The sequence below is a fragment of the Ignavibacteriales bacterium genome (assembly GCA_016700155.1).
Lineage (GTDB): Bacteria > Bacteroidota > Ignavibacteria > Ignavibacteriales > Ignavibacteriaceae.
This window is the reverse complement of sequence record CP065001.1, coordinates 2627350-2649844: the sequence shown is the minus strand read 5'-3', so window position 1 is coordinate 2649844 and position 22495 is coordinate 2627350. Positions and strand designations below refer to the sequence as shown.

Below are 22495 nucleotides of genomic sequence, written 5' to 3'. Positions count from 1 at the left end.
TTTATTTCATCAATAACATTTTAATTGATTTGTTTATTTGCGGTGATTGAAAATTCAGAAAGTAAACACCGGAACTCAATTCATTTCCATAATTATTTCTTCCGTTCCATTTAAATTCGTAAGTGCCCGGAGTTTTATTTTGTTCTGATGTACTCCAGACTTCGCGACCGAGTATATCGAATATTGTAAATGTTATATCAGATGTTTCCGGAATTGAATACCTGATAGTAGTTGAAGGGTTGAATGGATTAGGATATGCCGATAGTTCAAATCCAACTGGAATAAATTCTTCATCAACATTTGTAATTAAATTTGCGGTGCCGGGGGTTGGTCCCATAAATGCCCAGTTTGCCGAAGCATCGGGTGAACGACCGAATGATGTATCGGCTTTTTGCACACCAAACGATATTGAATCAATTATTGTTACTCCGTCAGTTTCCACGAGCGCAATGTATTCACCATCATTACTTAATTTAAAATTAGTATGAATTCCGGGCTGGGATTGCTGTTCATCACACCATATAACAAGATGTTCGCCGGGATTTACATACAGATCAAGTTGCGTGAATAAATATTTTGTAAGGTTATCAGATTTATCTGTTATGTATCTGCCTGTTAACAGTATTGGTGATGCAGTCGGATTATATAATTCAATCCAGTCCTCATATTCACCCGATGGATCAGGAATGGTTGTTTCATTGTCTGCCATGAATTCATTTATAACGAGATCATTCCCAAGTGCAGCCGGGGTACGAAGGACGATAGGATTTTTACGTGGATATGTCTGAGTCTGGTTTAAATTATCTTTTGCAATGATAGAAAATTTTCCGCTTTGACCTGCGCCAATCGGCGGAATAGTCCCTATCCATCTGTCAGCTTCATCAACAATTTTTGTGTTCTCAACAGGATTGAAACTCATAGCATAATTCTGGGGGGAACCTCCGTCAGGTGTATATTGAATCGTCACATCAGTAAGACCCGTATTGCTGAAGGCTGAAACAATTACAAAAATTGAATCACCGGGTGCCGGATTTTTCGGATGCCAATCAATCCTGTAAACCATTGGAATTGTTGTTACAAATGAAAGCTGTGAAGGAAGAGAATTACTTCGCACATTGACAAATTGTTTTAATCCTTTTTTTACATGCTGATTGTTATACGCTGTTTCTGAGTATGAATCAAAAAAATCCTGTACCGTAAAATTATAATCTTTTGTTCTGAATGTATCCGCAATTGCCGCGGTAGTTATTTTATCAGTCAGATCATCCAGTCGGGTTCTCCACAAATCAAGTTTAAATACTTCATCATTATAAAACTGAAGGAAGTGCGTGTAAAGATTCCTGTATTGCGGTACGGCGAGCAGCTTTTCAGCAAGCGGTCGTGGTCCATCCGATACTTTAGGAAAGTTATAAGGATTTGCAAATGCCCAATCTATGTTAAACCAGTCAACACCAAACGTGTTATCATAGTCGTAAGGAATGAAATGAATTATATCTTTTGCGGGTTCGTGATACAGATAATAGTTATTCATTAATGACCAGTAATCATCCCAGCTCCCATGAAGAATATTCATCGCGAAATATTTTAGTACCTCATGAACTTCTATAACCGACTCAATAGAATCAGGGAGGATACCTGATGGGGTATTATTAAGTATCGTGATAAATCTCGCCAGTTTTGAAAAATCATTCTGCGCCTGGTTTGTTGTTAGTTCGTAAACTGGTCTTCCGCCGCTGTTAAGCTGCTGATAGATAACCGGATTACTACCATGATAGTCAAGGTCGGCAGGGTAGAGACACTTCCACAAATTACCCGAATCATCTGCAAAGTTTTTCTGTATGAATTCATCATCGATGTGTTCAACATTTATATAAAGTCCATAATACTGTTCATTGATATAAACGCGAACGTGGTTTGAACGGCTTGTTGTTATCCCTGCTCCTTTAAAATGATCGAAACATATTTTACTTCTGATGATTGACGGGTCATTGTGTTCCCCGTTAAGGTTCATTTTGTCGAGACCATAAAATTCTCTTCCCGCGACAAAAGTATTGAATGAAACTTTAAATGATTTTTTTTGTGAATGGCGGGAAGTATTTCCTCTTAACCTGAAACCGATTGAATCAACAGTTTCATCAATGAAACTATTTCTGAAACGGAATGCAGCATAATGTTCTGAATCACTCTCTACGTTCTGATACATATATGCGATTGCTGCAGGATCAACGGTAATATCAACACGTGCAATAGTACTATCACTGAAAATTTTCCAGCTTTCATTATATGATTGACTAAAGGTATCTACAGGGGGTGAAATGATTGTTAGTGCGGCTAAGTATAAACACAAACGGTAAAAATTTTTCATATCAATATCTTTTCAACATTAAAAATATAATTCGCACTTTAAATTTACGGGGATGTGGTTAATTATCAAACCAAATGGTGAGTATAATAATTGAATTCAGTAGTGTTTCGACAATAATATCAGTTCTGATCTGATATCTTAAACATCAAATGAAAGCAGCCTGTTATAAACGAAGTCAAATGAAAATGTTTTGCTGATTGTTTTCCGGTCAACGTACTCAGCAATTTTTTTAAGTCGTTCAGGTATTGCCATAATTTTTTCCTGGGCACGTGACGCAATTTCATTCAGACCTGTGACAAGATCAATATTCCAGAATTTAATTGCTTCTTCAACGATAGATTTATATTCCCACGGACCATAAATACCAACACGTCTAACTACATCAGCCATTTCTTTGAAGTGGTTCATTGCAATGCCCGGCATCTCAATCGCAGGCATAACTGATGCGGCTGAGAGCATAGCCCGGTTTGGATCAATTTCAAGAATTTCTTTAAACGCGTTGCGGTAAAATGAAAAATGTTTTGCTTCATCAGATGCAATGTTGGTAAGGATACCATTGAGTAATGGTTCATTATCACCGGCAAGCTTTCCGGTATTTTTATGTGAGATTTGAGTCGCACGCTCCTGCAGTGTTGTGTAAACAAAAACTTTATATGGATCATTATCCCAGTCAGGATTAAATCCGGATTCCTGGTAATGATACTGCATGATTTCTATTTCTTTGAAATTAAAAATCCTGCTGTCACGTACATAATCCCGTAACACACCTCCGTGCCTGTCTTCTTCCGCGGTCCACATGTTTGTCCACTTAGCCCAGAAGCTGTCGTCGCCAAGATATTTTGAAATCAGTCTGTGAAAATGCGGAAGACCTTCTTCGGTAAGCAGATTTATAGCGAGCGCAACTCTAACGGAATCATGAAGACTTCGCGCTCTTTCTTTTAACTTTATCGCATTGGATATTTTATCATCATCCATTTTTTCATCTGACGGAAGAAAATCACTCGAGTACCATAGTTTTCTTTTTGAGATGTGGGCATCAATCCAGTTTTTAACTTTTGATTCAAGGAAACTTAACGCTTCAGATTTTGCCAAAGTTTCACTAACAGGGTTGTTGCTATTGGGGACTATAATATCCATTCAGTTCCTTAACTATTTACAGTGAATTTGATTCCGGGGAAATCAGCAGGATAGATAATTAATGTGGAATCTACCGCAGGATCATTTGCTGAATTTATTTAGCCGAAAGATAGAATTATGAAACCACAAATCATAGGGAATTAAGCCTGCTGAGATTATTTTCTCTTCTTTTTCTTTTTCGCGAATACTCTTTCTTTATCTCTGTGTTTGAATGGTTTTGATTCGTGTTTAAATCTTTTTCTTTCAGACTTTTCAGACCTGTCGCGTTTCTTTTCACCTCTTTTAGATTCAGCTACTTCAAGAACTATCGGTCGTTTTTTGAATTGTTTATTCTGAAATGAACTGATCACAAGTTTTTCAAATTCAGAATCTATCTCAAAGAATGAAAATGTTTTAAGAATTTCGATGTCACCTATTTCTATATCTTTAATTCCTGTGAACTCATTTACAAGTCCCATTAATGAACCGGGTTTAAGATCATCAGTTCTGCCAAGATTAATAAAGAACCGTGTAAATCCTTCAACACTGTCTTTGTGTTTGCCTGTACTTTTTCTATCTGATGGTGAGTTCAGATCGGGGGTATTCCTGTAATAATCAAGAAACCTGTTAAACTCTACCGACACAAATTTTTTAATAAGTTCTTCACGGTCGAGCCATTCAAGTTTTCTGAAAATATCGGGAAGCAGTGGATCGATCTGAGTGTAGTCAACTTCCACTTTTTCCATTCTGTCAATAAGATGGAATAATTGTTTTTCACATACCTCTTTTCCGGAAGGCACATCAACAAAAGAAAACTTTTTGTTCAGGTGTTTTTCAATCTGGTTTAATCTTCCTTTCTCTTTCAAATTCGCGATTACGATTGATACACCTTTTCTGCCTGCACGTGCTGTTCTGCCGCTTCTGTGTGTGTATAAATCAAGCTCTTCGGGAAGATTATAATTTATTATGTGTGTAAGATTATCAACATCAAGTCCGCGTGCTGCAACATCGGTCGCAACCAGAAGTTTAAGATGTTTAATTCTGAATTTATTCATTACAGTATCGCGTTGAGCCTGTGAAAGATCTCCATGCAAGGCATCGGCATTGTAACCATCTTTCATAAGAAGATCAGCAACTTCCTGAGTTTCTCTACGTGTTCTGCAAAATACTATTCCGAAAATGTCGGGATTAAAATCAACAATACGTTTAAGAGCAAGATACCGGTCTTTTGCATGAACAAGGTAGCAAAGATGTTCAATATTTTCTGCGCCGGCATTTTTTCTGCCGATAGTTACTTCGACTGGATTTTTCATGTACCTGCCCGCGATTGCGGCGACTTCCTTCGGCATAGTTGCAGAGAATAAAAGGGTATTTTTTGATCTCGGAGTTTCTTTTAATACTGCTTCAAGTTCTTCTCTGAATCCCATATTCAGCATTTCATCTGCTTCATCAAGCACTAATGTTTTAACAGAAGAGAAATTTACAACATTTCGATTTATCAAGTCAACCAGCCTGCCGGGTGTTGCAGAGATAATATGTACTCCGCTTTTGATTTTTTGAATCTGCCTTTCGATACTCGATCCGCCGAACACTGCGGCTATTTTAATTCCATCAATATATTTTGCGAATGAGGAAAGATCATCAAATATCTGGAGACATAATTCGCGTGTGGGACTCAATATCAAATACTGAATTCCATTTTGATAAGTAATTGTGTTCTGAATTATGGGCAGTCCGAATGCCGCTGTTTTACCTGTACCAGTCTGTGCTAACGCTACTATATCACTTCCTGCGTCAGCAGTTAAAAGAGGTATTACTTTTTCCTGTACGGGAGTTGGTGTTTCAAATCCGAGTTCTTCAATCGCTTTAAGTATTTTTATTTCGAGTCCTAACTCACTAAACGTTTTCATCAATTTCCTGACATAATGTAAGATTATATTCCGGACTAATTCCGGCTTGCAAATCTACCATTAAAAATCCACAAAACGAATTAACCTTAAAAGCAGGAATGCTGTACCTAAACAGACAGTATCGGATTGACCATTAAATAGAATGGCAGTTGTAAGAGGAAAATCCGGTATTTTAATTCAGACTATGGGGAAAAACTTTACATATTGACAAAATACTTAATTAATTATAGGTTACTATACGTTAACGTATAGTTTATGTAATATCAAACGTTAAGGAACAGGATGAACCAAAAAATATACCTTCAGGCAGAATTGATAAGCAAACTTCATATATCATTACCCCAACTGTTAGACTGGGAAAAGGAAAAACTTATTAAACCGGCTGGCGTGGATGAGGATAAAATCCCTTTCTATACGCAGGAGACTTATAATGAATGTGAAAAGATACTTAAGCTGATGGAACTTGGTTATGAAATTGCATCTATCTCGAAGATTATAAAGAAAGTCGGGCTTCCCGTTGAATCGGATTCAAAAATAAAAAACTCCGCAGTAAAATATTTAACAGTCGGTGAGCTTGCATTAAAAATAGAAGTATCACCGAGGACAATTAAACACTGGGAGGACAAAGGGATAATTGAATCAGATATGAGAAGCGAAGGAGGATTCAGGTTATACTCCGAAGTTTATGTTTTCTTTTGCAATCTGATACTTGATCTGCAAAACTTCGGTTACAGCCTTGATGAAATAAAAGTTATCTCCGATTATTTCAGGGATTTTCTTTCATTCCAGAATAGTCTTGAGATTTATCAAAAGGATGATGTGTCCCAAAAACTTGAACTGATCCAAACTGAAATCGAAAAGCTATTTGTAAAAACATCAAAGCTTAAAGAGGGGATTGAACGCTGGGAAGAACTTCTTAAGAAAAAGAAAAAAGAAATTGCCGCAATAAAAAGCAGAAACACAAAAAGGTGAAAAGTGACTTACGAAAATCTTTATTCAGTTCTTAAAAAAGAAAATGAAGCTGGGAACAATAATTTTGTCATTGGCGAAAATGAACTGCATATCAGCTCAGTAGAATTTGTTTCCAATAGTGCTTTGTTTAATCCGTTAAATGAAGAAAAAAAATTCGGCAAAAGGCTGTTCAACTCTTTGCTTAATTACTACCTGGGAAGGAATAAGTTTTCGAAAGAATATATTTTTAATGTGCTCAACAAAGCTGATGAAACAGTTATGGAGAATAACCGGTTCAGATATTTTTTATTAGGACGAAATGAGCTGGTGAAATCAAAGTCTGTGATTGTACTGCTTCACGGACTAAATGAAAGAAGCTGGGACAAATATCTTCCATGGGCTTTTGAACTTCATCGTCAAACAGGAAAATCAATCCTGATGTTTCCGCTCGCGTTCCACATGAACAGGGCTCCGAGAGAATGGAGTGATCCAAGGTTGATGCAGCAGGTTTCGATTGAAAGAGCAAACCTGCTTCCAGGTATACAGTGTTCTTCATTTGCAAATGCTGCATTGAGCACGCGAATCCAGTTTCTGCCCAAAAGATTTTTACTGTCCGGACTTCAAACATTCGAAGATATTAATTCACTTATTTCACAGATACGAACAGGGAACAACTATCTTGTTGATAAAGATGCTGAGATTGATTTTTTCAGCTACTCAATCGGCGCGTTTCTGGCAGAAATACTCTTTATGTGTGACTATAATAATCTTTATTCAGGGTCAAGACTTTTTAATTTCTGCGGCGGCTCAACATTGGATCTGACAATGCCGGTATCAAAAGCTATTATGGATAGTGAGGCAGACACAACACTTAAAGAGTATTACAGCACTGAGTTTGAAAAAGATATTGAACGCGATGAACTTTTGTCCGACAGGTTAAAACAACTTGACGACAGCGGGCTGTCATTTATGAGTATGCTGAGTATTGAGAAATTCAAAAAGTTCAGAGAAGAACGGTTATCGCAAATGAAGAATCGACTTAAGACATTAATCCTGTCAAAAGATAAAGTATTCAGTCCATCCGCTTTATTAAAGACTTTTCCTGATAACTCATCTGGAAAAGTATTAATCAAAGATTATAATTATAGCTACACACATGAGAATCCCTTCCCGTTGAAGAAAGAGATAAATCAGATAGTTGATTTTGCTTTTTCTGAAACGATGAGCCTCGTATCTGCTTTTTTAAGATAACTTAAACTTTTTGTACTTAGAAAAGAAAAACTGCAACCTTACCAGTTGCAGTCTTTTTAAAATCACAACGCAGATATGATGAAATACTCCTAACTTTTATTTCATGCTGTCAATTTCTTTCAGAAGTTGATCAACAGCAGCTTTTAACTGTTCGTCAACATCTTTTGATTTTGCATCTGCACTATTTTCAATGATGATGTCGGGAACTGCAGGTCCAAGTTCCTGGTTTTTATCGGTCGCTTTTGTAAACCAGCCTCTGAATGGAAGACGGACGTAAGAACCATCGATTAAACCTTTTGCGCCTGTAGAGATGACTGACCCATTTGTCGGTTTGCCAACAAGTGTTCCGATGCCGAGTGTCTTATACGCGTGTGAAAATATTTCAGCGTTAGAATAACTATCTTCATTACACATAGCGATCGAGGGTTTAAGCCATGCCGCAAATATTAATCTTTCCCCGGTCGGGTAGTAATTCCGGAAATTCAGTTTGTCGGCTTCAAGATTATCAGAAGCTCCTCGAGGTATCGTATATGCATGCTGTTTGTAATTCAAAACAGCCATAAGATAATCTGTTGTCCATCCGCCTCCGTTATATCGAACATCAACAACCAAACCTTCTTTCCCATTTCCAGCTTCGGTAAGAGCGCGTTCAAAAACTTCAAAACTTGGAATGCTCATTCCCTGTATATGTATATAACCGAGTCTTCCGTTTGAATACTGGTCCGTAAGCTTTTTCCTGTTCAATACCCATTCTTCATATAACAAAGAACGAACATTTGAAGAAGGTCGTATAACAATTTCTCTTTCCTTTAGTTCTTTATCCTTAACAGTCAGCACTAATTTTTCATCGGCTGAGTTTTGCAGCATCTGATAAAAATTTTCAAGACTATCAACCGGAGTACCGTCGATTGCAGTAATTATATCATCAGCATTCAACTTACTTGAAATCTTATCAGCAGGTGAATCAGGAATAACACGGATCACTTTCATCCCGGCAGAAGTCTGAACCAGTTCAACACCAAGCATTCCGGTTACATCTTTTTGAGTTTCTGACCGGTCACTTCCATACATTCCCATATGACTGGCATTTAATTCACCAAGCATATAGTTGAACATATCTCTGAAATCATTTTCTGTGGATGCAGCCATACACAATGGTTCATATTTATCTTTTAATGATGACCAATCTTTTCCATGATAATTCGGATCATAAAAATTGTCTCTGATCGCCCGCCAGGCTTCATCAAAAATCTGATGACGCTCCGTTACATAATCGATTTTCATTTTTGCGGAATAGGGGATTGATTCACTTTTATCCGATTTTAAATCCTGACGGTTGATTGAACCACCCTGTTTAAAATAGTACAAATATTTTCCTTCAGCATCGATTGAGACTCCTGATGGATTTGTACCTCCCTTGGTTATTTCTTTAAGATCTTTTCCATCCCATTTTATGCTGAACAGATCACGACCTTTTGCATTACTGGAAACTGCTGTATAATAAAATGTTTCTCCGTCTTTTGAGATGGTTACATTTCCTTCATCACCGGGGAATGAAGTAACCTGTAAAAGCCTGTTATGTATTCCTTCAATATCTATTTTTATTTCTTTTACTTTTGGTTTGTCTTCAGACTTTGAATCTTTCTTATCCGGTTTATCTTCAGCCGCGGGTTCTTTCTCTTCCCAATCCTCTTTCGTTTTTTCCCAGTCTTCTTTAGTCAGCCATGCAAACCAGACATCATTGTTCCTGTTGTTACGGGCTGAAATGAATCCAAGCTTTGTTCCGTCCTTACTCCAGAATGGTGAATTATCTGAACGAGGATGCATGCTCACATTAATTGGTCCTTTAGAAGAATCTGCCGCCAGTATAAATACTTCTTCATTGAAGTAGAGATCTTCCTGTGAATAAGCAATCCACTTACTGTCGGGGCTCCAAACAATATTGTTGAATGCAGCCCAGTTAGCGTTAAGAATTTTTCCGTTTGATAATTTACCGTCGGCGGAAATATCAGCGACAATTACTTTTGCATTGCCGGTTGTGTAAATAATTTTTTTACCGTCAGGTGAAACGGATGGATTCGATTCGTCAGAACTTGTACTCGTTAGTTTGATCAATTCATGTTTTAAAGATTTGAAAATGTTTGATTGATTTTTATCTGCCGATCTTACCATAAAAATATCATACTGACTGCTGTCCCTGTCGGAAATAAATACAAGTGTTGAATCGCTAAGCCAGGAAGGGTTCATGTCTCTGAACGGACTATCAGAAACATTTACACTTCTTGATTTTTCTTTGTCAGCTTCTTTGATGAAAACTTCTCCCCGAACAACAAAAGCCAGGAGTTTTCCATTCGGTGATACAACATATTCAGAAGCATCTTTTGAAAAAGATTTAAACTCAACCGGGTCGAACCTGTAGTCAGAAGTAACATTTATGTTTACCGGAGATACGGAATTATCATTTGTGTTTAAGGTCAACAGATCGATCCCTCGTTCCATAATTATTTTGGAACCATCTGCAGTTATATCAAATGAACGCACTCCATAATCATTGTAAGAAGTAACCTGAACGGGAGTACCGGATCGTTCACCGCCGCTGGTGATTGATACTTTATACAGGTTATACTTATTGGATTCGGCACTAATAAAATATAATTGATTTTCTCCGCTCCACTTTGGCATGAAATCATTTGCATCTGAAGTGGAAATTTTATGATAGTTATCTGACTGTGTATCATACACCCAGATATCCCTGTTAGCAGGACCTTTATATGATTCTCTGAAAATTGAATTTGAATGTCTTGTAAAGGCAATGAATCTTCCCTGAGGTGAAACTACTGCATCTGAGCCAAGTGAATTTAATATTCTTGACTCCGTTCCGCCGTAAGGTGAAACTGAAAATATTTCTGCTTCCCGTTCAAGCTGATTAAAGTCTCTTACAGTTGTAAAGATTATTCCTTTATCCTTATGCCATGAGGTAACATTATCATTCGCGGAATGATAGGTTAATCGTTCAGGTGAACCGTTAAGGACATTAACTATATAGACGTCACTATTTCCATAGCGCGCGCCTGAAAATGCTATCATACTGCCATCAGGACTAAAGCATGGAGAAGTTTCATAACCTTCATGTATTGTAAGTCTGTCGGCATTACCGCCGAATGCTGATACTACCCAGATATCGCCCTGGTATGAAAACGCAATACGCGAACCGTCGGGGCTGATAGCGGGGTTCCTAAGGAGATGATTTTCGATCTGCCCATAAAAATTATTAGACATCAACACTATAAAAATAAAACCGGCAAGAAAATTTTTCATTTGTTCCTCTGTTTTGTAATTGAAACAAAAATAAAATTAAATCATTAAAGGTGAAAGAATGAATTGATAAATGGCGGATAGAATTTAAACAGCCGGCTTTGCTGTTAAAAATCTTTTTCTCCGGTAAAGAAAGTCGTGATTTTTAACAGCTTTACGCCGGGAAATTATTTTAAAGAATTCCGATTGTCAGCACTACTGCCTTGTCATTAAAATCATTGAGTGTATAAATGAAATCAAGATTAATCATTACCTGGAAATTATATGTCCTGAATAATCTTAAACCCGAATGAAGTGTTAACTCAAATCCATCATCCTTTTTAGTATCCTGAAAACCTCCATAGTTTACCCAGTTGTTGTGTGTAACCCAGTGAAACCCGAAAGCACCGCCTATGTAGGGACAAACATCGGTTTTGGTCAACAAGTATGAACCATAAATATTCATAGCAAATCCTTTACGGATACCAAGCATCATTCCTACTGTTGCATCTTCAAGCTCATACCCAGCACGAAAATCAAACACCATTGTTTTTTCATCCTTGCCGTCATAACCGCTCATCGGGAAAAGGTAACCAAATGCTAACCCGATATTTTTTCTTGAACCTCTTCTTAGTGGCTCTAAGGATTCCTGTTCAATGATGTTTCCTACTTCGGCACTGGATACAGCAGATTCAACTTTTACAACACTTGAAGCTACCCGCTTCATGACTATCTCGAGTTCTTCCACATTAAGAGCAGTTATCTGATCAATTAAAATTTCATTTTCAGTTTTAACATCGATAAGAAAATATTGTGTGATAATCTTTTCACCTAATGATGAAAGTCTGCACAATAATACCTTATCAGCGTTTAATTTTTTTCCTGCTTCAAGCATACATTCTGTTTCATTACATGCCTCATCATCCAGAACCGTTTTTATTTGTTTTGATGAGACCATTTCCATTGAAGATAACTTGCTGATTTCTGTCCTGAGTATTGATTCAGCCGTAATCAATGTGATTGAATCAACACCAATAGAATAGAAGGGAAGTAAAACAAATTTTTGTTTTAATTGCTCCTGCGGAAAAACAGAATTGAAATAAACCAGGACAAATAAAAAAACGTTTATTAATAATTTTTTATTCATAACAATTACCCCCGATTTTTATAATGATTCATTACAAAAATAGAAATGTATTCAAAGAAAAGCAGTACAAAATCCTGCTGTAAATTATTGACAACAGGCATTTAATTAAGAATAGAATTCATGATGTTGATAAAACGAGTTTTACTAACGGGATGATGAGATATTATTTCCCCTTTATAAATAATACTGAAGGCACCGAATGCACACGGATTAGTTTGTGCTTCGGCGGCAGATTTAATATCTATAACTTTTGGAGTGATTTTAAAAAGTGATTTCGAAGCTTCGACAATTTCATTTACATTCTTGACGGTATAAGGACATTGATTTGCACGAAGTATAGTCAATCCTGTTTTATACTTCGCGGGATTTTCTTCAACAGTGTTTTTAAATTTAGGATCATCCGCAGATTTTTTGAATTTAAGTACGAGTAATTCAAAATCAGGTTCAGCTTTATCAGCAACTTTAAAATCTTTTTTGAGAAAAATTTCTGAACCGATCATAAATGAACCCTGCCTTGTAACAACCACAACACCGTTTTTCTTCTGTGCTTTTGCGTCAGCAATACATTCATCAATTAACTTTCCACCGTACCCTTTGTTTTTATATTTACTTGTGAACCCTGTAAACACACATTGAATGAACATATAACCTTTCGCGTCAACGGGGCGCCAGGCATACTCTGCGGGCATATATTCAATCATTCCCTGAACGCCATCATTATTAGTCAGTATTGATTTTATCTTAAGTCCATTCGCAGAATTTTCCTTTATCCATGAAACTTTTTCGGGAAAGCCTTCACGTTTAAGACTTTTATATCCGCAGATACCGTAGTTAAGAATGTTGTTTTCCGTAATGTCGATTATTTCAATTTCATTATTCATTATAAATTTTTCCGCATTTCATTTTGAAGTCAGGTTTATAAGTACGCCCGCTTCAAACCCTGTCGTCGCAGTATTTTCTTTTCCATTCAAGTCTACGGATACAGACGGTGCAAATACTAGTTTGAATTCTCTCACCGGTGTAAATACAAAATTAATTTCCGCTCCAAGAGTTCGAAGATCAAATGTAGACGAAGTGGAACTGTTATCGTATGAAGAAGAGAGAAATCCATAGACAATTCCCAACCCCGGCATAAGAACAAATTTGTTAATATCTAAAACCTTATAGTTGAACATTATTCCAAATGCAATTCCATCCGCACTGATATCGGGGGAGTAGGGTACTGATGTGGAAATGGTCATATAACCAAACATAATTTTCAGATTACCTTTTTCTTTAAACTTTGCATTATATCCCGCCATTACTGTATTCGAACTGGATTTAAAATTCTCACCGGAATATCCGGTTTCATATTGACTTGTAACATGTGAGAATGAAACATCAAATTTCCCCAGCACAGATAGACCCAATGCTACTCCACTTCCGGTGACATTATCAACGCCGGAATAAAGATAGTTTGCACCAAACCCGAATGAATTATCATAGATATGTTCACCCTGAGAAAAGATTAATGCAGAAGTGAATAAAAAGACCGTCAAAATTTTCATCAGAAAATCCTTCATAAAAAATTACTGATATTCGTTAGATATATCATTACAAATATTGCTGAAAGTAGGTTTTTGATTAAGACTATTCATATTCCTGAGTTTCCAATCGCGGATTGAGTAGTAAACCAAAACTAATCCCAATTGTTACCGGACTTACATTATGCAGCAACTCTTTTGATAGAGCTGGAGAAATAATAAATTTAAAAGAATCAGATGGCTGAATATCAATATTAAATTCTATTCCGAAACTCCACAGATCAACTGACTTTTCCTTTTCTCTCGCACCACTGTTTCCTGAATTTGACAATGAGCCGTATGTAAATCCAATACCCGGCATAAGGAAAACATATTTATCATCAAACGCTTTGAAATTAAATTTTAATCCAAAGATCATTCCGGAAGCATTGCTGCCTCTGTCATAAGTAGGTCTGAGAGATGCTGTAGCATAACCTATTATGAGTTTGGTATTAGTTCCTGTTGTTTTTAGATTGAGCCCTAAATGATATGTGCTGGAAGAACTTTTTTTATCACCTGCTGATGTGGTGGAATTTGTGCCGCTCATATTGCTATAAGCGAGATCCGCAATTCCAAGAATAGATAATCCAATATTAAAACCGTTACCAGAAAAGTTTTCGGCATAACCGTAATGATAACCCAATCCTATGCCTATGCCATCATTCCAAACGTGTTCACCCTGAGAAAAGACTAAAGTAGAAGTGAATAAAAATATTGCCAGCAATTTCATAAATGAACCCCTTCTTCCCCTTATCTGTTAAAGAATTATTACTGCTACAAGTTTATACGGAACAATTCAACCTTCATTGATCCAAAATTAATTAAATCCTGCTGAGATTTAATTTTCATTTCAATTGATGTATCCATTTGCGGCTTGTTTGTAACCGGAGTGAAATCTGCAATACCCAGAGTATAAGCAACGGACGCAATCACCGGAGGGAACAGTGCAAGCAAATAAAGATTATTGGTTTCGCTCATCACAGATGTTATAAGTATAGTCACTGTTCCAATACCTCCGCCGATAGCTGAAGCACCAAGAGTTTTCCAGAATGAAAGATCGTCATTTTCAATTTGAGCTATTGTAAATGCGCCTACAGCCGAACCAATAACATAAAGTGTATATGACAATATTATATTGCCATCCTGTGGGCCATGAGCACCAGTCATCCCTCCACCGTTGTCATTTAAACTTGTAACACCAGGCAAAGCAAAAATTATCGCACTTAATGGTGTAAGAAAAATTTGTCCCAGTGCGTTTGAAGAAGAATATCCGACATAATTGTTTTCTATGTCTTCATAGTTGGTGGGTTTTATGTCACTAATATCAGAAAGTAAAGAGAGTTTATTCTGAGCTGTTAATTGCAAACTAATTACTGCAATAAAAATTACGACCAAATACTTTTTCATACTTTCACCTGCCTTTACTAAGAACAAAATTAGTTCAACTATTTTCTAAAGGCAATATCAGAAAAGAGTTTATTTTCAACAGCCCGAAATGGGTTTAATTTAATGTAAGAATCTCCAGCCTGATTCTTGTATTCCAGCTTTTTACGACATCAATGTCGTCACCAAGATTACTTTCAATCCTGAACTGCTCGATTCGTGCAAGAAGTGTTTTATTGTTCTCGTCAGAAAGTTTCTTGAATTCTTCCCTGTATCCTTCAGTCGAAAAATCTGTCTGCGAAAATCTTATTTCAAATTCTCTTCGATTCAATTCATACAGATCAAAAATGACCTGGTTATATAAAAGATACTTCTCCGTCATTTTTTCTTTTCTGCACCACGATTTCTTTTTATCCATCACAATTAAACTTGTTATTGCGGGTTTGCTTAGAACGTTTGACTTTTCAATTGTTGAAGGATTATAAATGAAAATCTCAGAAGGTAAATTCTGATTTGATGTAGAAGGGCTGCCATGAAAATCGCTCCACTTCAGGGTTTTATCTGCTGACCAGTATAAAAAGTCATCAGGGTTATACTTTTCATATAACCCTGAATTTTGTGATGTTGTACAATTTAAAGCGACCAAAGCGAGGAAAATAAAACAGTATTTCATAGGTTACTTACTTCATTAATATTCCCGAAGGATTTCTGTTATATTGTTTAAATCGTCAAGTATCAATCCCGCAAAGCGGGATTTCTGATTAAATGATTGCATCATTTAATCATCAACATTTTACGTGTTTGTATGAATGATCCGCTTTCCAAACGGAAGAAGTAAACACCGCTGCTAACAAGCGAACCGGAATTATTATCACCGTTCCATCTTACCTGGTAAATGCCGTTATCCTTCTCTTCATTAAGAAGTGTTTTTACTTCTCTGCCGAGTATGTCATAAATCTTAAGACTTACAATTCCTCTGTCTCTTATACTGAATGTTATATCTGTTGAAGGATTAAAAGGATTCGGATAATTTTGTTCGAGATAAAATTCTTCAACGATACCATTATTAAAAGTTTCGACATCAGTTAAAAGATCAGGCTCGGGTGCCGGCAGCCTGACTGTCGTGTAAAGTCTTAACTCGCCGGGTGTAAGCGGAAGCGGTTCTACCTGGTTTGTTACATTTATACTGTCTCCTGTAAAGTACTCATACCACATACCTGTTTTCTGGAATGATGGATTAACGAAAACATCCTGTACATGAAAATTACCTACTATCGTCACATCCATTGAATCACTGTTTAGATTAATTCTTTTTCCATATCCGTTTAACATCGCGGTAAAATCAGTAGTGCTGAAAACCGAATAAGTATGTTTAAGTTTTATCAGTTCAGACATAACCTTATAGAGTTTCAATCTTCTGTCATCATTAAAATAATTCCAGAGAATTGGTTTGTTGCAGACACGGCATGGATTATCAATTGAAATATCATACCCGAGTTCACCAAACTGCCAGATCATTTTAGGTCCGGGAACAGGGAAGTAGAACGCGCTTGCGAGTTTAATCCTGTTTATTGCAACGTTAAAATTTTTAATGTTGTATCCGTTTGGACCCGAAGCTCCGTATTGCAGGTTCTTGAACATCAATCTCTCTTCATCATGACTTTCCATATACGCAACAAGGTTTGGTTCAGTCCAGCCTCGGCTTTTGTATGAAACTCCCGTAAGGTCCGACGCATAACCCATTGTTGCTTCGTTATAGTTGTAATTCATATTACCCCATAACATCATACCGCTGTTCTGAAGAATGGTTTCCTCCGAGTTTGGCGCAAAGTGTTCAAGTATAACGTATGCAGTGGAATCGTACTCTCGGATTTTGTTATTCATCCTCTGCAGAATATTAATTCTGGATTGGTCATGATTACTTCCATCACCGGGAACATTTGTAAAGCCTTTTGTAAAATCGAAACGGAACCCGTCAAACCTGTATTCTTCCAGCCAGAATTTATTCACACGATCAACAAAATATCTTGTTGCATTTCTTTCATGATTAAAATCATATCCGAATGAAAAAACCGGGTTAGGCGATGTAACATTAAACCATGGATTATTTGCTGCAGGTCTGTTGTTTGCCGCATCCCAATACAATCTTACTAAAGGAGATTGACCGTAAGCATGATTTAAAACCATATCAAGTACTACAGCCATTCCCATCTGATGTGCTTTATCAATAAAACTTTTCAGAGAATTTTTTGGTCCGTAATATTTATCTACCGCAACATGAAAACTTGGATTGTAACCCCAGCTTTCATTTCCTTCAAATTCCATTATTGGCATAAGTTCAATTACATTTACACCAAGTGTCTTCAAATAGTTGAGAGTGTCTTCAAGTGTCTGATAATCATGCAATGAAAGGAAATCGCGTATCAGTAATTCATAAATCACCATATCTTTTTTAGCGGGTCTTAGGAATGATGCTACCTGCCACTGATAGGGCTGCTGCGCTGTTTGAATGACTGTTGCAGGCTGTTCAGTTTTTCCTGTTGGGTAATCTATAAGATCAGGATATGTTGTTGGTGAAATACTCTGATCATTCCATGGATCACTTACTTTTTCTGAGTAAGGATCTGCGATCCTTATCTCTCCGTCAACAAGGTACTGAAAAATATATTCCTGTGATGGTGTAAGTCCATCGATAGTCAGCCACCAAATAGTACTATCGGATGTTTGCTGGTGACGTTTCATAAAATAAGTTGTGTCAACTTTCCAGTCATTAAAATCACCAAGCACATAAACAAAATTTTTAAATGGCGCGTACAAAGCCAGTGTGACCGAATTGTTATCTATATAATTAATTCCATGTTCGATTCCCGCTGGAAGTAAAGCGTTTGTCACCGGCGGGTTTAACATTATGGCGAATGAAACTGTATCTGAGTTAGAAGCAGTATCAACAGCAACCGCATCAACATAATTTACACCTGCTGTGTGATTAGCCGCAATGAAGGAATAGTCAAGTGTAGCAGAAGTTGTTTGAGAAACCTGTGATCCATTTACAAAAAGTGTTAATGATTCAACTGCAGTACCAATTGCTGCGGTTCCGATTGATATATCAATAGTGTCAATTGAGTTTGCAAAAACAGGCGAACGCAGCGGATCACCGAAACTTGTTATAACATTTGGCTGAGTTACAATAACAGTAATACCCGGTTCGTACATATCCTGGAAAATATCTTCTGTCTGCTGAGATGCGTTTGAACTCCTGAAAACAAAAGCGAGTTTTAGTATTTTTTCAGAAGGATTAGTTACTGAATAAAACTGTCTTGGTTTTCCGATAACCAGTTCATAGAGGTCAGTTCCAATCCTGGTTAATGCTGGCTGTGTGGTGTTATTTCCCCATGAACCAATTACGTGCGCCCACTGTCCGTTTGACGTACTTGTTATAACACCGGTGTGAGTGTATACAGTTCCTGTATAGCCACGCAAACCCGGAGTGTTGGCACCTTCCTGCGCATTAAAAATAATTTTTATGGAATCATTTTCAGTAGGGAATTCAGGCACAGAAACAATTACCTGAGAATGCGTAAATGTAAATCCTGTTATTAAAAATAATATCAGTAACCTTAAATACATTTGTTATCCTTTCTAATCGTATACTTACAAAATTTAATGCCTTAATTTATAAATAATCTATGTGAAGATTATCAGAAATTCCGGTCAAAAATCTGTAACAATTTTATGAAGGGAACTGTCTCTGACAGTTAGGCTGTCACTTAGCCTTAGCCTCAACCTTTGCCTGAATCGCTTTCCTACTCTGTATCTTTTTCCTTAACTTTGAACAACAAAAATCAAATCACTATTGAGGAAAAAATGCTTACAAAAGAATATATCGAACTTGAAGAAAAATACGGCGCACATAATTATCACCCGCTTGATGTTGTTATAGAAAAAGCACAGGGAGTCTGGGTTTATGATGTTGAAGGGAAAAAATATCTCGACTGTCTCGCAGCTTATTCCGCAGTTAACCAGGGACATTGTCACCCAAGAATTATCAAGGCAATGAAAACGCAGGCTGAAAAGGTTACATTAACTTCACGTGCATTTAGGAATGATCAGCTGCCTCTTCTTTACAAAGAACTAAGTGAACTTACCGGATATGAAATTTCACTACCGATGAACTCCGGTGCAGAAGCAGTTGAAACAGCATTGAAGGCTGCAAGAAAATGGGGATACAAAGTAAAGAAGGTTGCAGAAAACTCGGCTGAGATTATCACCTGCACAAATAACTTTGCGGGAAGAACAATAAGCATCGTCAGTTTTTCAACAGAAGCTCAGTACAGAGATGGTTACGGGCCATTTACGGAAGGATTTAAAATAGTTGAATACGGAAATGCAGACGCACTTGAAAAAGCTATTACAAAAAATACTGTCGCGTTTATCGTTGAACCAATTCAAGGTGAGGGTGGAGTTGTTGTTGCGCCTGCAGGATATTTAAAGAAAGCTTATGACATTTGTAAAAAGAATAATGTGCTCTTCATCGCTGATGAAATTCAATCAGGACTTGGCAGAAGCGGAAAACTTTTTGCCTTCGAACATGAAGGAATAAAACCTGATGTAGTAATTATTGGTAAAGCATTGTCTGGTGGATGTTATCCTGTATCAGCAGTTCTTTCAGGTAAAGAAGTACTGGGTGTATTTAATCCCGGTGACCACGGCTCAACATTCGGCGGAAATCCTCTCGGTGCTGCTATAGCAAGAGAAAGTCTTAAAGTTTTAGTTGAAGAAAAGTTAATTGAAAACTCTGACAAGCTCGGTGAATACTTCCGTGATAAATTAAAAAAAGTTGCATCGCCTCACGTAAAAGAGATAAGAGGTAAAGGATTGTTCATTGGTGTTGAACTTAAACCTGAAGCAAAAGGTGCAAGAAGATTCTGTGAAGCTTTGATGAAGGACGGAATTCTTTGTAAAGAAACCCACGACAACGTAATCCGTTTTGCACCTCCACTTGTAATTAGGAAAGAAGAAATAGACTGGGCAATGGAACGAATTGAAAAAGTGCTGATGATGGAGTAAGAATAATGTTAAAGGCTTAATGCTAAATGTTTAATGAGGCGATCAGGAATGATCGCCTTTTTTGTTGAAACTAATTTTGAATATCGAACTAGCAATGACGAATGTAGAAATGATGAAGAGATTTTACCACTAAGACACTTAGTACACTAAGAGGCACTAAGGGGATGACTAATTTTTTTTTACTCTCATTAATTCAGACAACCGGACATACAATATCACATCTTTACTGTTTTAAACTTTTTAATTGATTCATAAAACAATTCAATATAAGTTTGAGTTGTAAATAATAAGGGGTTTACATGAAGGGTTACTTGTTTACGGCAGTCATTTCATTTGTTTTGTTTTTAACCGGTTGCGGCGCACCGACAGCTATCTTAACAAAAGAATATTCAAATCAAAAGCTAAGTGATAAAACTGTTTCTATTGTTCAGCTTTTTGAAAAACCTTTGATATCAAATAAAGATGATGTTCTGGATGACTTAGGTGAAGGCATTCCTGAAGAAGTTTATATCTCATTCTTTAAACAGAATTTTATTAATTCATTCAACACAAGTAACTGCTGCTCTGAAGTAAATTATTTTGGTAGATATTCCGGTTCAGATTTAACTGAACAAACACTTGTTGTTTCTGATAAGGAAAAATTAAAAATTCTATTGCCCAAAGAGAATGAAGGAATTAAAAGCGATTCGCTAACTGCGGAATTTATTTTATTCATCGACAATCTTAATGTGTCAAGGATTTCCGGCAGTAGCGGATATTGGACAGGGAATCAACATTCTGGCGGTTCTTTCGCTACTTTGTTTCATGAGCTAACCTTTGCACTTTGGGATAATCAAAATCAAAAACTTGCCTCTTATGGCAGAATAAATGAAGAATGCGCCATACCATTTGGAATGACAAAAGATAGTTGGGCAATGGTAATTGATGGATTGGTCATAAAAATTCTTGAGTACTGTCCATTCCCCGTTTCAAACAGATTATTTCAGTGAACGATAATCCCAACTGATAATAGTTCAGGATTTAATAAAAATAACCTGGGGCTGATATGAAAAAATTTGTGATATTATTTGCGATACTGTTTTGCGGCAGGACTATTTTACTTGCTCAGGATTATGAGCCATTTAAACCTTCAATCAAAATGAAGTTCTATTCAGGTCTATCATTACCGATGGGAAACTTTGGATCCGGTTCCGGCAATTCAGCCGGTTACGCGAATACAGGCTTCTTTGGTTCGGTTGAAGGGCTGAAATCTCTAAACGAAAATTTAAATCTGATGCTTTCCCTGGCGGTTTCAATAAATCAGTTAGATGTTGAAACACTTGACAAAAGAACCTGGAACTTCACTGCATCAACGGAAAGTTACTATTCAACCTGGTTGTTAGCTGGTTTACAAGGTGGACCAGAACGTGAAAGTAATTTTGAAATTTTTTTCTCTGCAAGTATAGGATTATTGTATGTGAGTTTTCCTGAACTCATCGTTAATAATATTAAGCATACAAGCGAAAATACTGTTGCATTCGCTTTTGGTATTGGTAGCGGTGTGGAGTTTGAAAGATTAAACTTTGGAATAAGATATTTGCATGGTTTTCCTGAATACTCAGGTACTGGAAATATCTTGTATCCAGGCACAAGTGCTGCCTCCTCTTTAGGAATTTTATTACTTATGCTTGGAGTATCATTCGGGTAAAGTATACGATTCAATTAATATTTTTTGCAGGTGTTTGTGAAAGCTATCAATAAATGTTCTATGATCTGGGGTTTAATCTTGTTCTGTTCTTTTACAGCATCATTTGGACAAACAAAAAATAAAAATTCATCAGAATTTAAAATTAAGCTGTTTACAGGTGCGGCAATTCCACTAGGAGAATTTGCTTCAACTTCAGGGTATACTGCGGGATATGCAATGTTCGGATTTTTTGTTGCACTTGAAGGTTCTGTCCCGCTTTCTAAATACGTTGAATGGGAACTGCTTTCAAATGTTTCAATAAATAAATTGAACGCTTCCGAACTGACTAAAAATGTAGTGCCTTATAGTGCTTCATCCGGAAGTTATTACTCAACTTGGTTTTTAACAGGATTTCAGATTGGTTCATATCTATCCGATGATTCCAGATTATACTGTATAGCTGACATTGGATTACTTTTTTCAAGTTTACCCGATATTAAATATAGTTATGGGGACACCACTTTGGTCAACATATTTGAATCTGATATTGCAGTTGCATATGGAATAGGTACAGGCTTTCAATACAAGGATTACAATTTTTCGATCCGTTACTTAACAGGTACAGCAAAATATTCACAAAAAATTACCGGCAATGGAATATTTAAATCCGGGAAAGCAATATTACCAAATTCAGAATTACTCCTGATGGTTGGGATGACATTGTAACTTATTATAGAGTGAATGGAGAAAAATCGAATAACTAAGTATTAAAAAGAAATAACT

General features: G+C 36.7%; 17 protein-coding genes. 6 read left to right on the top strand and 11 right to left on the bottom strand.

Annotated features, from left to right (window positions below; genetic code table 11):
- Nucleotide 1 precedes the first annotated feature (1 nt).
- The 3 genes from IPM56_11245 to IPM56_11235 all read right to left on the bottom strand — a co-directional run bounded on the left by IPM56_11245 (nt 2) and on the right by IPM56_11235 (nt 5391).
- On the bottom strand, nt 2-2365 hold the full coding sequence (locus tag IPM56_11245) for a CotH kinase family protein (GenBank protein ID QQS34835.1): 2364 nt from the start codon (nt 2363-2365) through the stop codon (nt 2-4).
- Between the two features lie 138 nt (nt 2366-2503).
- Nucleotides 2504-3502 carry an acyl-ACP desaturase gene (locus IPM56_11240; GenBank protein QQS34834.1) on the bottom strand — a complete coding sequence of 333 codons (999 nt, stop codon included), beginning with the start codon at nt 3500-3502 and terminating at the stop codon, nt 2504-2506.
- A gap of 155 nt (nt 3503-3657) precedes the next feature.
- On the bottom strand, nt 3658-5391 hold the full coding sequence (locus IPM56_11235; protein ID QQS34833.1) for a DEAD/DEAH box helicase: 1734 nt from the start codon (nt 5389-5391) through the stop codon (nt 3658-3660).
- A 282-nt stretch (nt 5392-5673) separates the two neighbouring features.
- Here IPM56_11235 and IPM56_11230 point away from each other — a divergent pair, with 282 nt between their 5' ends.
- Nucleotides 5674-6363: a MerR family transcriptional regulator gene (locus IPM56_11230; GenBank protein QQS34832.1), complete on the top strand. Its 690-nt coding sequence runs from the start codon at nt 5674-5676 to the stop codon at nt 6361-6363.
- A gap of 3 nt (nt 6364-6366) precedes the next feature.
- The gene (locus IPM56_11225; protein ID QQS34831.1) at nt 6367-7593 is read left to right on the top strand and encodes a hypothetical protein; all 1227 of its coding nucleotides are present in this window, start codon (nt 6367-6369) and stop codon (nt 7591-7593) included.
- A 96-nt stretch (nt 7594-7689) separates the two neighbouring features.
- Here the strand turns inward: IPM56_11225 and IPM56_11220 are convergent, their stop codons facing one another.
- The 8 genes from IPM56_11220 to IPM56_11185 all read right to left on the bottom strand — a co-directional run bounded on the left by IPM56_11220 (nt 7690) and on the right by IPM56_11185 (nt 18606).
- A complete protein-coding gene (locus IPM56_11220; protein QQS34830.1) occupies nt 7690-10911 on the bottom strand; it encodes a PD40 domain-containing protein in 3222 nt (1073 codons plus the stop codon).
- 169 nt (nt 10912-11080) lie between these two features.
- Complete coding sequence (locus IPM56_11215) at nt 11081-12034, bottom strand: hypothetical protein (GenBank protein ID QQS34829.1); 954 nt, start codon at nt 12032-12034, stop codon at nt 11081-11083.
- A 101-nt stretch (nt 12035-12135) separates the two neighbouring features.
- Entirely contained in the window at nt 12136-12915 is a 780-nt protein-coding gene (locus IPM56_11210) for a YoaP domain-containing protein (protein ID QQS34828.1), read from the bottom strand.
- 18 nt (nt 12916-12933) lie between these two features.
- On the bottom strand, nt 12934-13581 hold the full coding sequence (locus IPM56_11205; protein ID QQS34827.1) for a hypothetical protein: 648 nt from the start codon (nt 13579-13581) through the stop codon (nt 12934-12936).
- 82 nt (nt 13582-13663) lie between these two features.
- Nucleotides 13664-14326 (bottom strand): hypothetical protein, encoded by a 663-nt coding sequence (locus IPM56_11200; protein QQS34826.1) that lies wholly within the window; start codon nt 14324-14326, stop codon nt 13664-13666.
- 44 nt (nt 14327-14370) lie between these two features.
- The gene (locus IPM56_11195; protein ID QQS34825.1) at nt 14371-15003 is read right to left on the bottom strand and encodes a hypothetical protein; all 633 of its coding nucleotides are present in this window, start codon (nt 15001-15003) and stop codon (nt 14371-14373) included.
- A 94-nt stretch (nt 15004-15097) separates the two neighbouring features.
- Nucleotides 15098-15652: a hypothetical protein gene (locus tag IPM56_11190; GenBank protein QQS34824.1), complete on the bottom strand. Its 555-nt coding sequence runs from the start codon at nt 15650-15652 to the stop codon at nt 15098-15100.
- Nucleotides 15653-15753: 101 nt separating this feature from the next.
- A complete protein-coding gene (locus IPM56_11185; GenBank protein QQS34823.1) occupies nt 15754-18606 on the bottom strand; it encodes a T9SS type A sorting domain-containing protein in 2853 nt (950 codons plus the stop codon).
- Nucleotides 18607-18843: 237 nt separating this feature from the next.
- Here IPM56_11185 and rocD point away from each other — a divergent pair, with 237 nt between their 5' ends.
- The 4 genes from rocD (at nt 18844) to IPM56_11165 (ending at nt 22438) form a co-directional block, all read left to right on the top strand.
- Nucleotides 18844-20046 carry an ornithine--oxo-acid transaminase gene (gene rocD, locus IPM56_11180; GenBank protein ID QQS34822.1) on the top strand — a complete coding sequence of 401 codons (1203 nt, stop codon included), beginning with the start codon at nt 18844-18846 and terminating at the stop codon, nt 20044-20046.
- Nucleotides 20047-20345: 299 nt separating this feature from the next.
- A complete protein-coding gene (locus IPM56_11175; protein QQS34821.1) occupies nt 20346-21035 on the top strand; it encodes a hypothetical protein in 690 nt (229 codons plus the stop codon).
- Nucleotides 21036-21091: 56 nt separating this feature from the next.
- Nucleotides 21092-21733, top strand: coding sequence for a hypothetical protein (locus IPM56_11170; GenBank protein QQS34820.1), 642 nt, complete (start codon nt 21092-21094; stop codon nt 21731-21733).
- A 36-nt stretch (nt 21734-21769) separates the two neighbouring features.
- A complete protein-coding gene (locus tag IPM56_11165; protein ID QQS34819.1) occupies nt 21770-22438 on the top strand; it encodes a hypothetical protein in 669 nt (222 codons plus the stop codon).
- Nucleotides 22439-22495 lie beyond the last annotated feature (57 nt).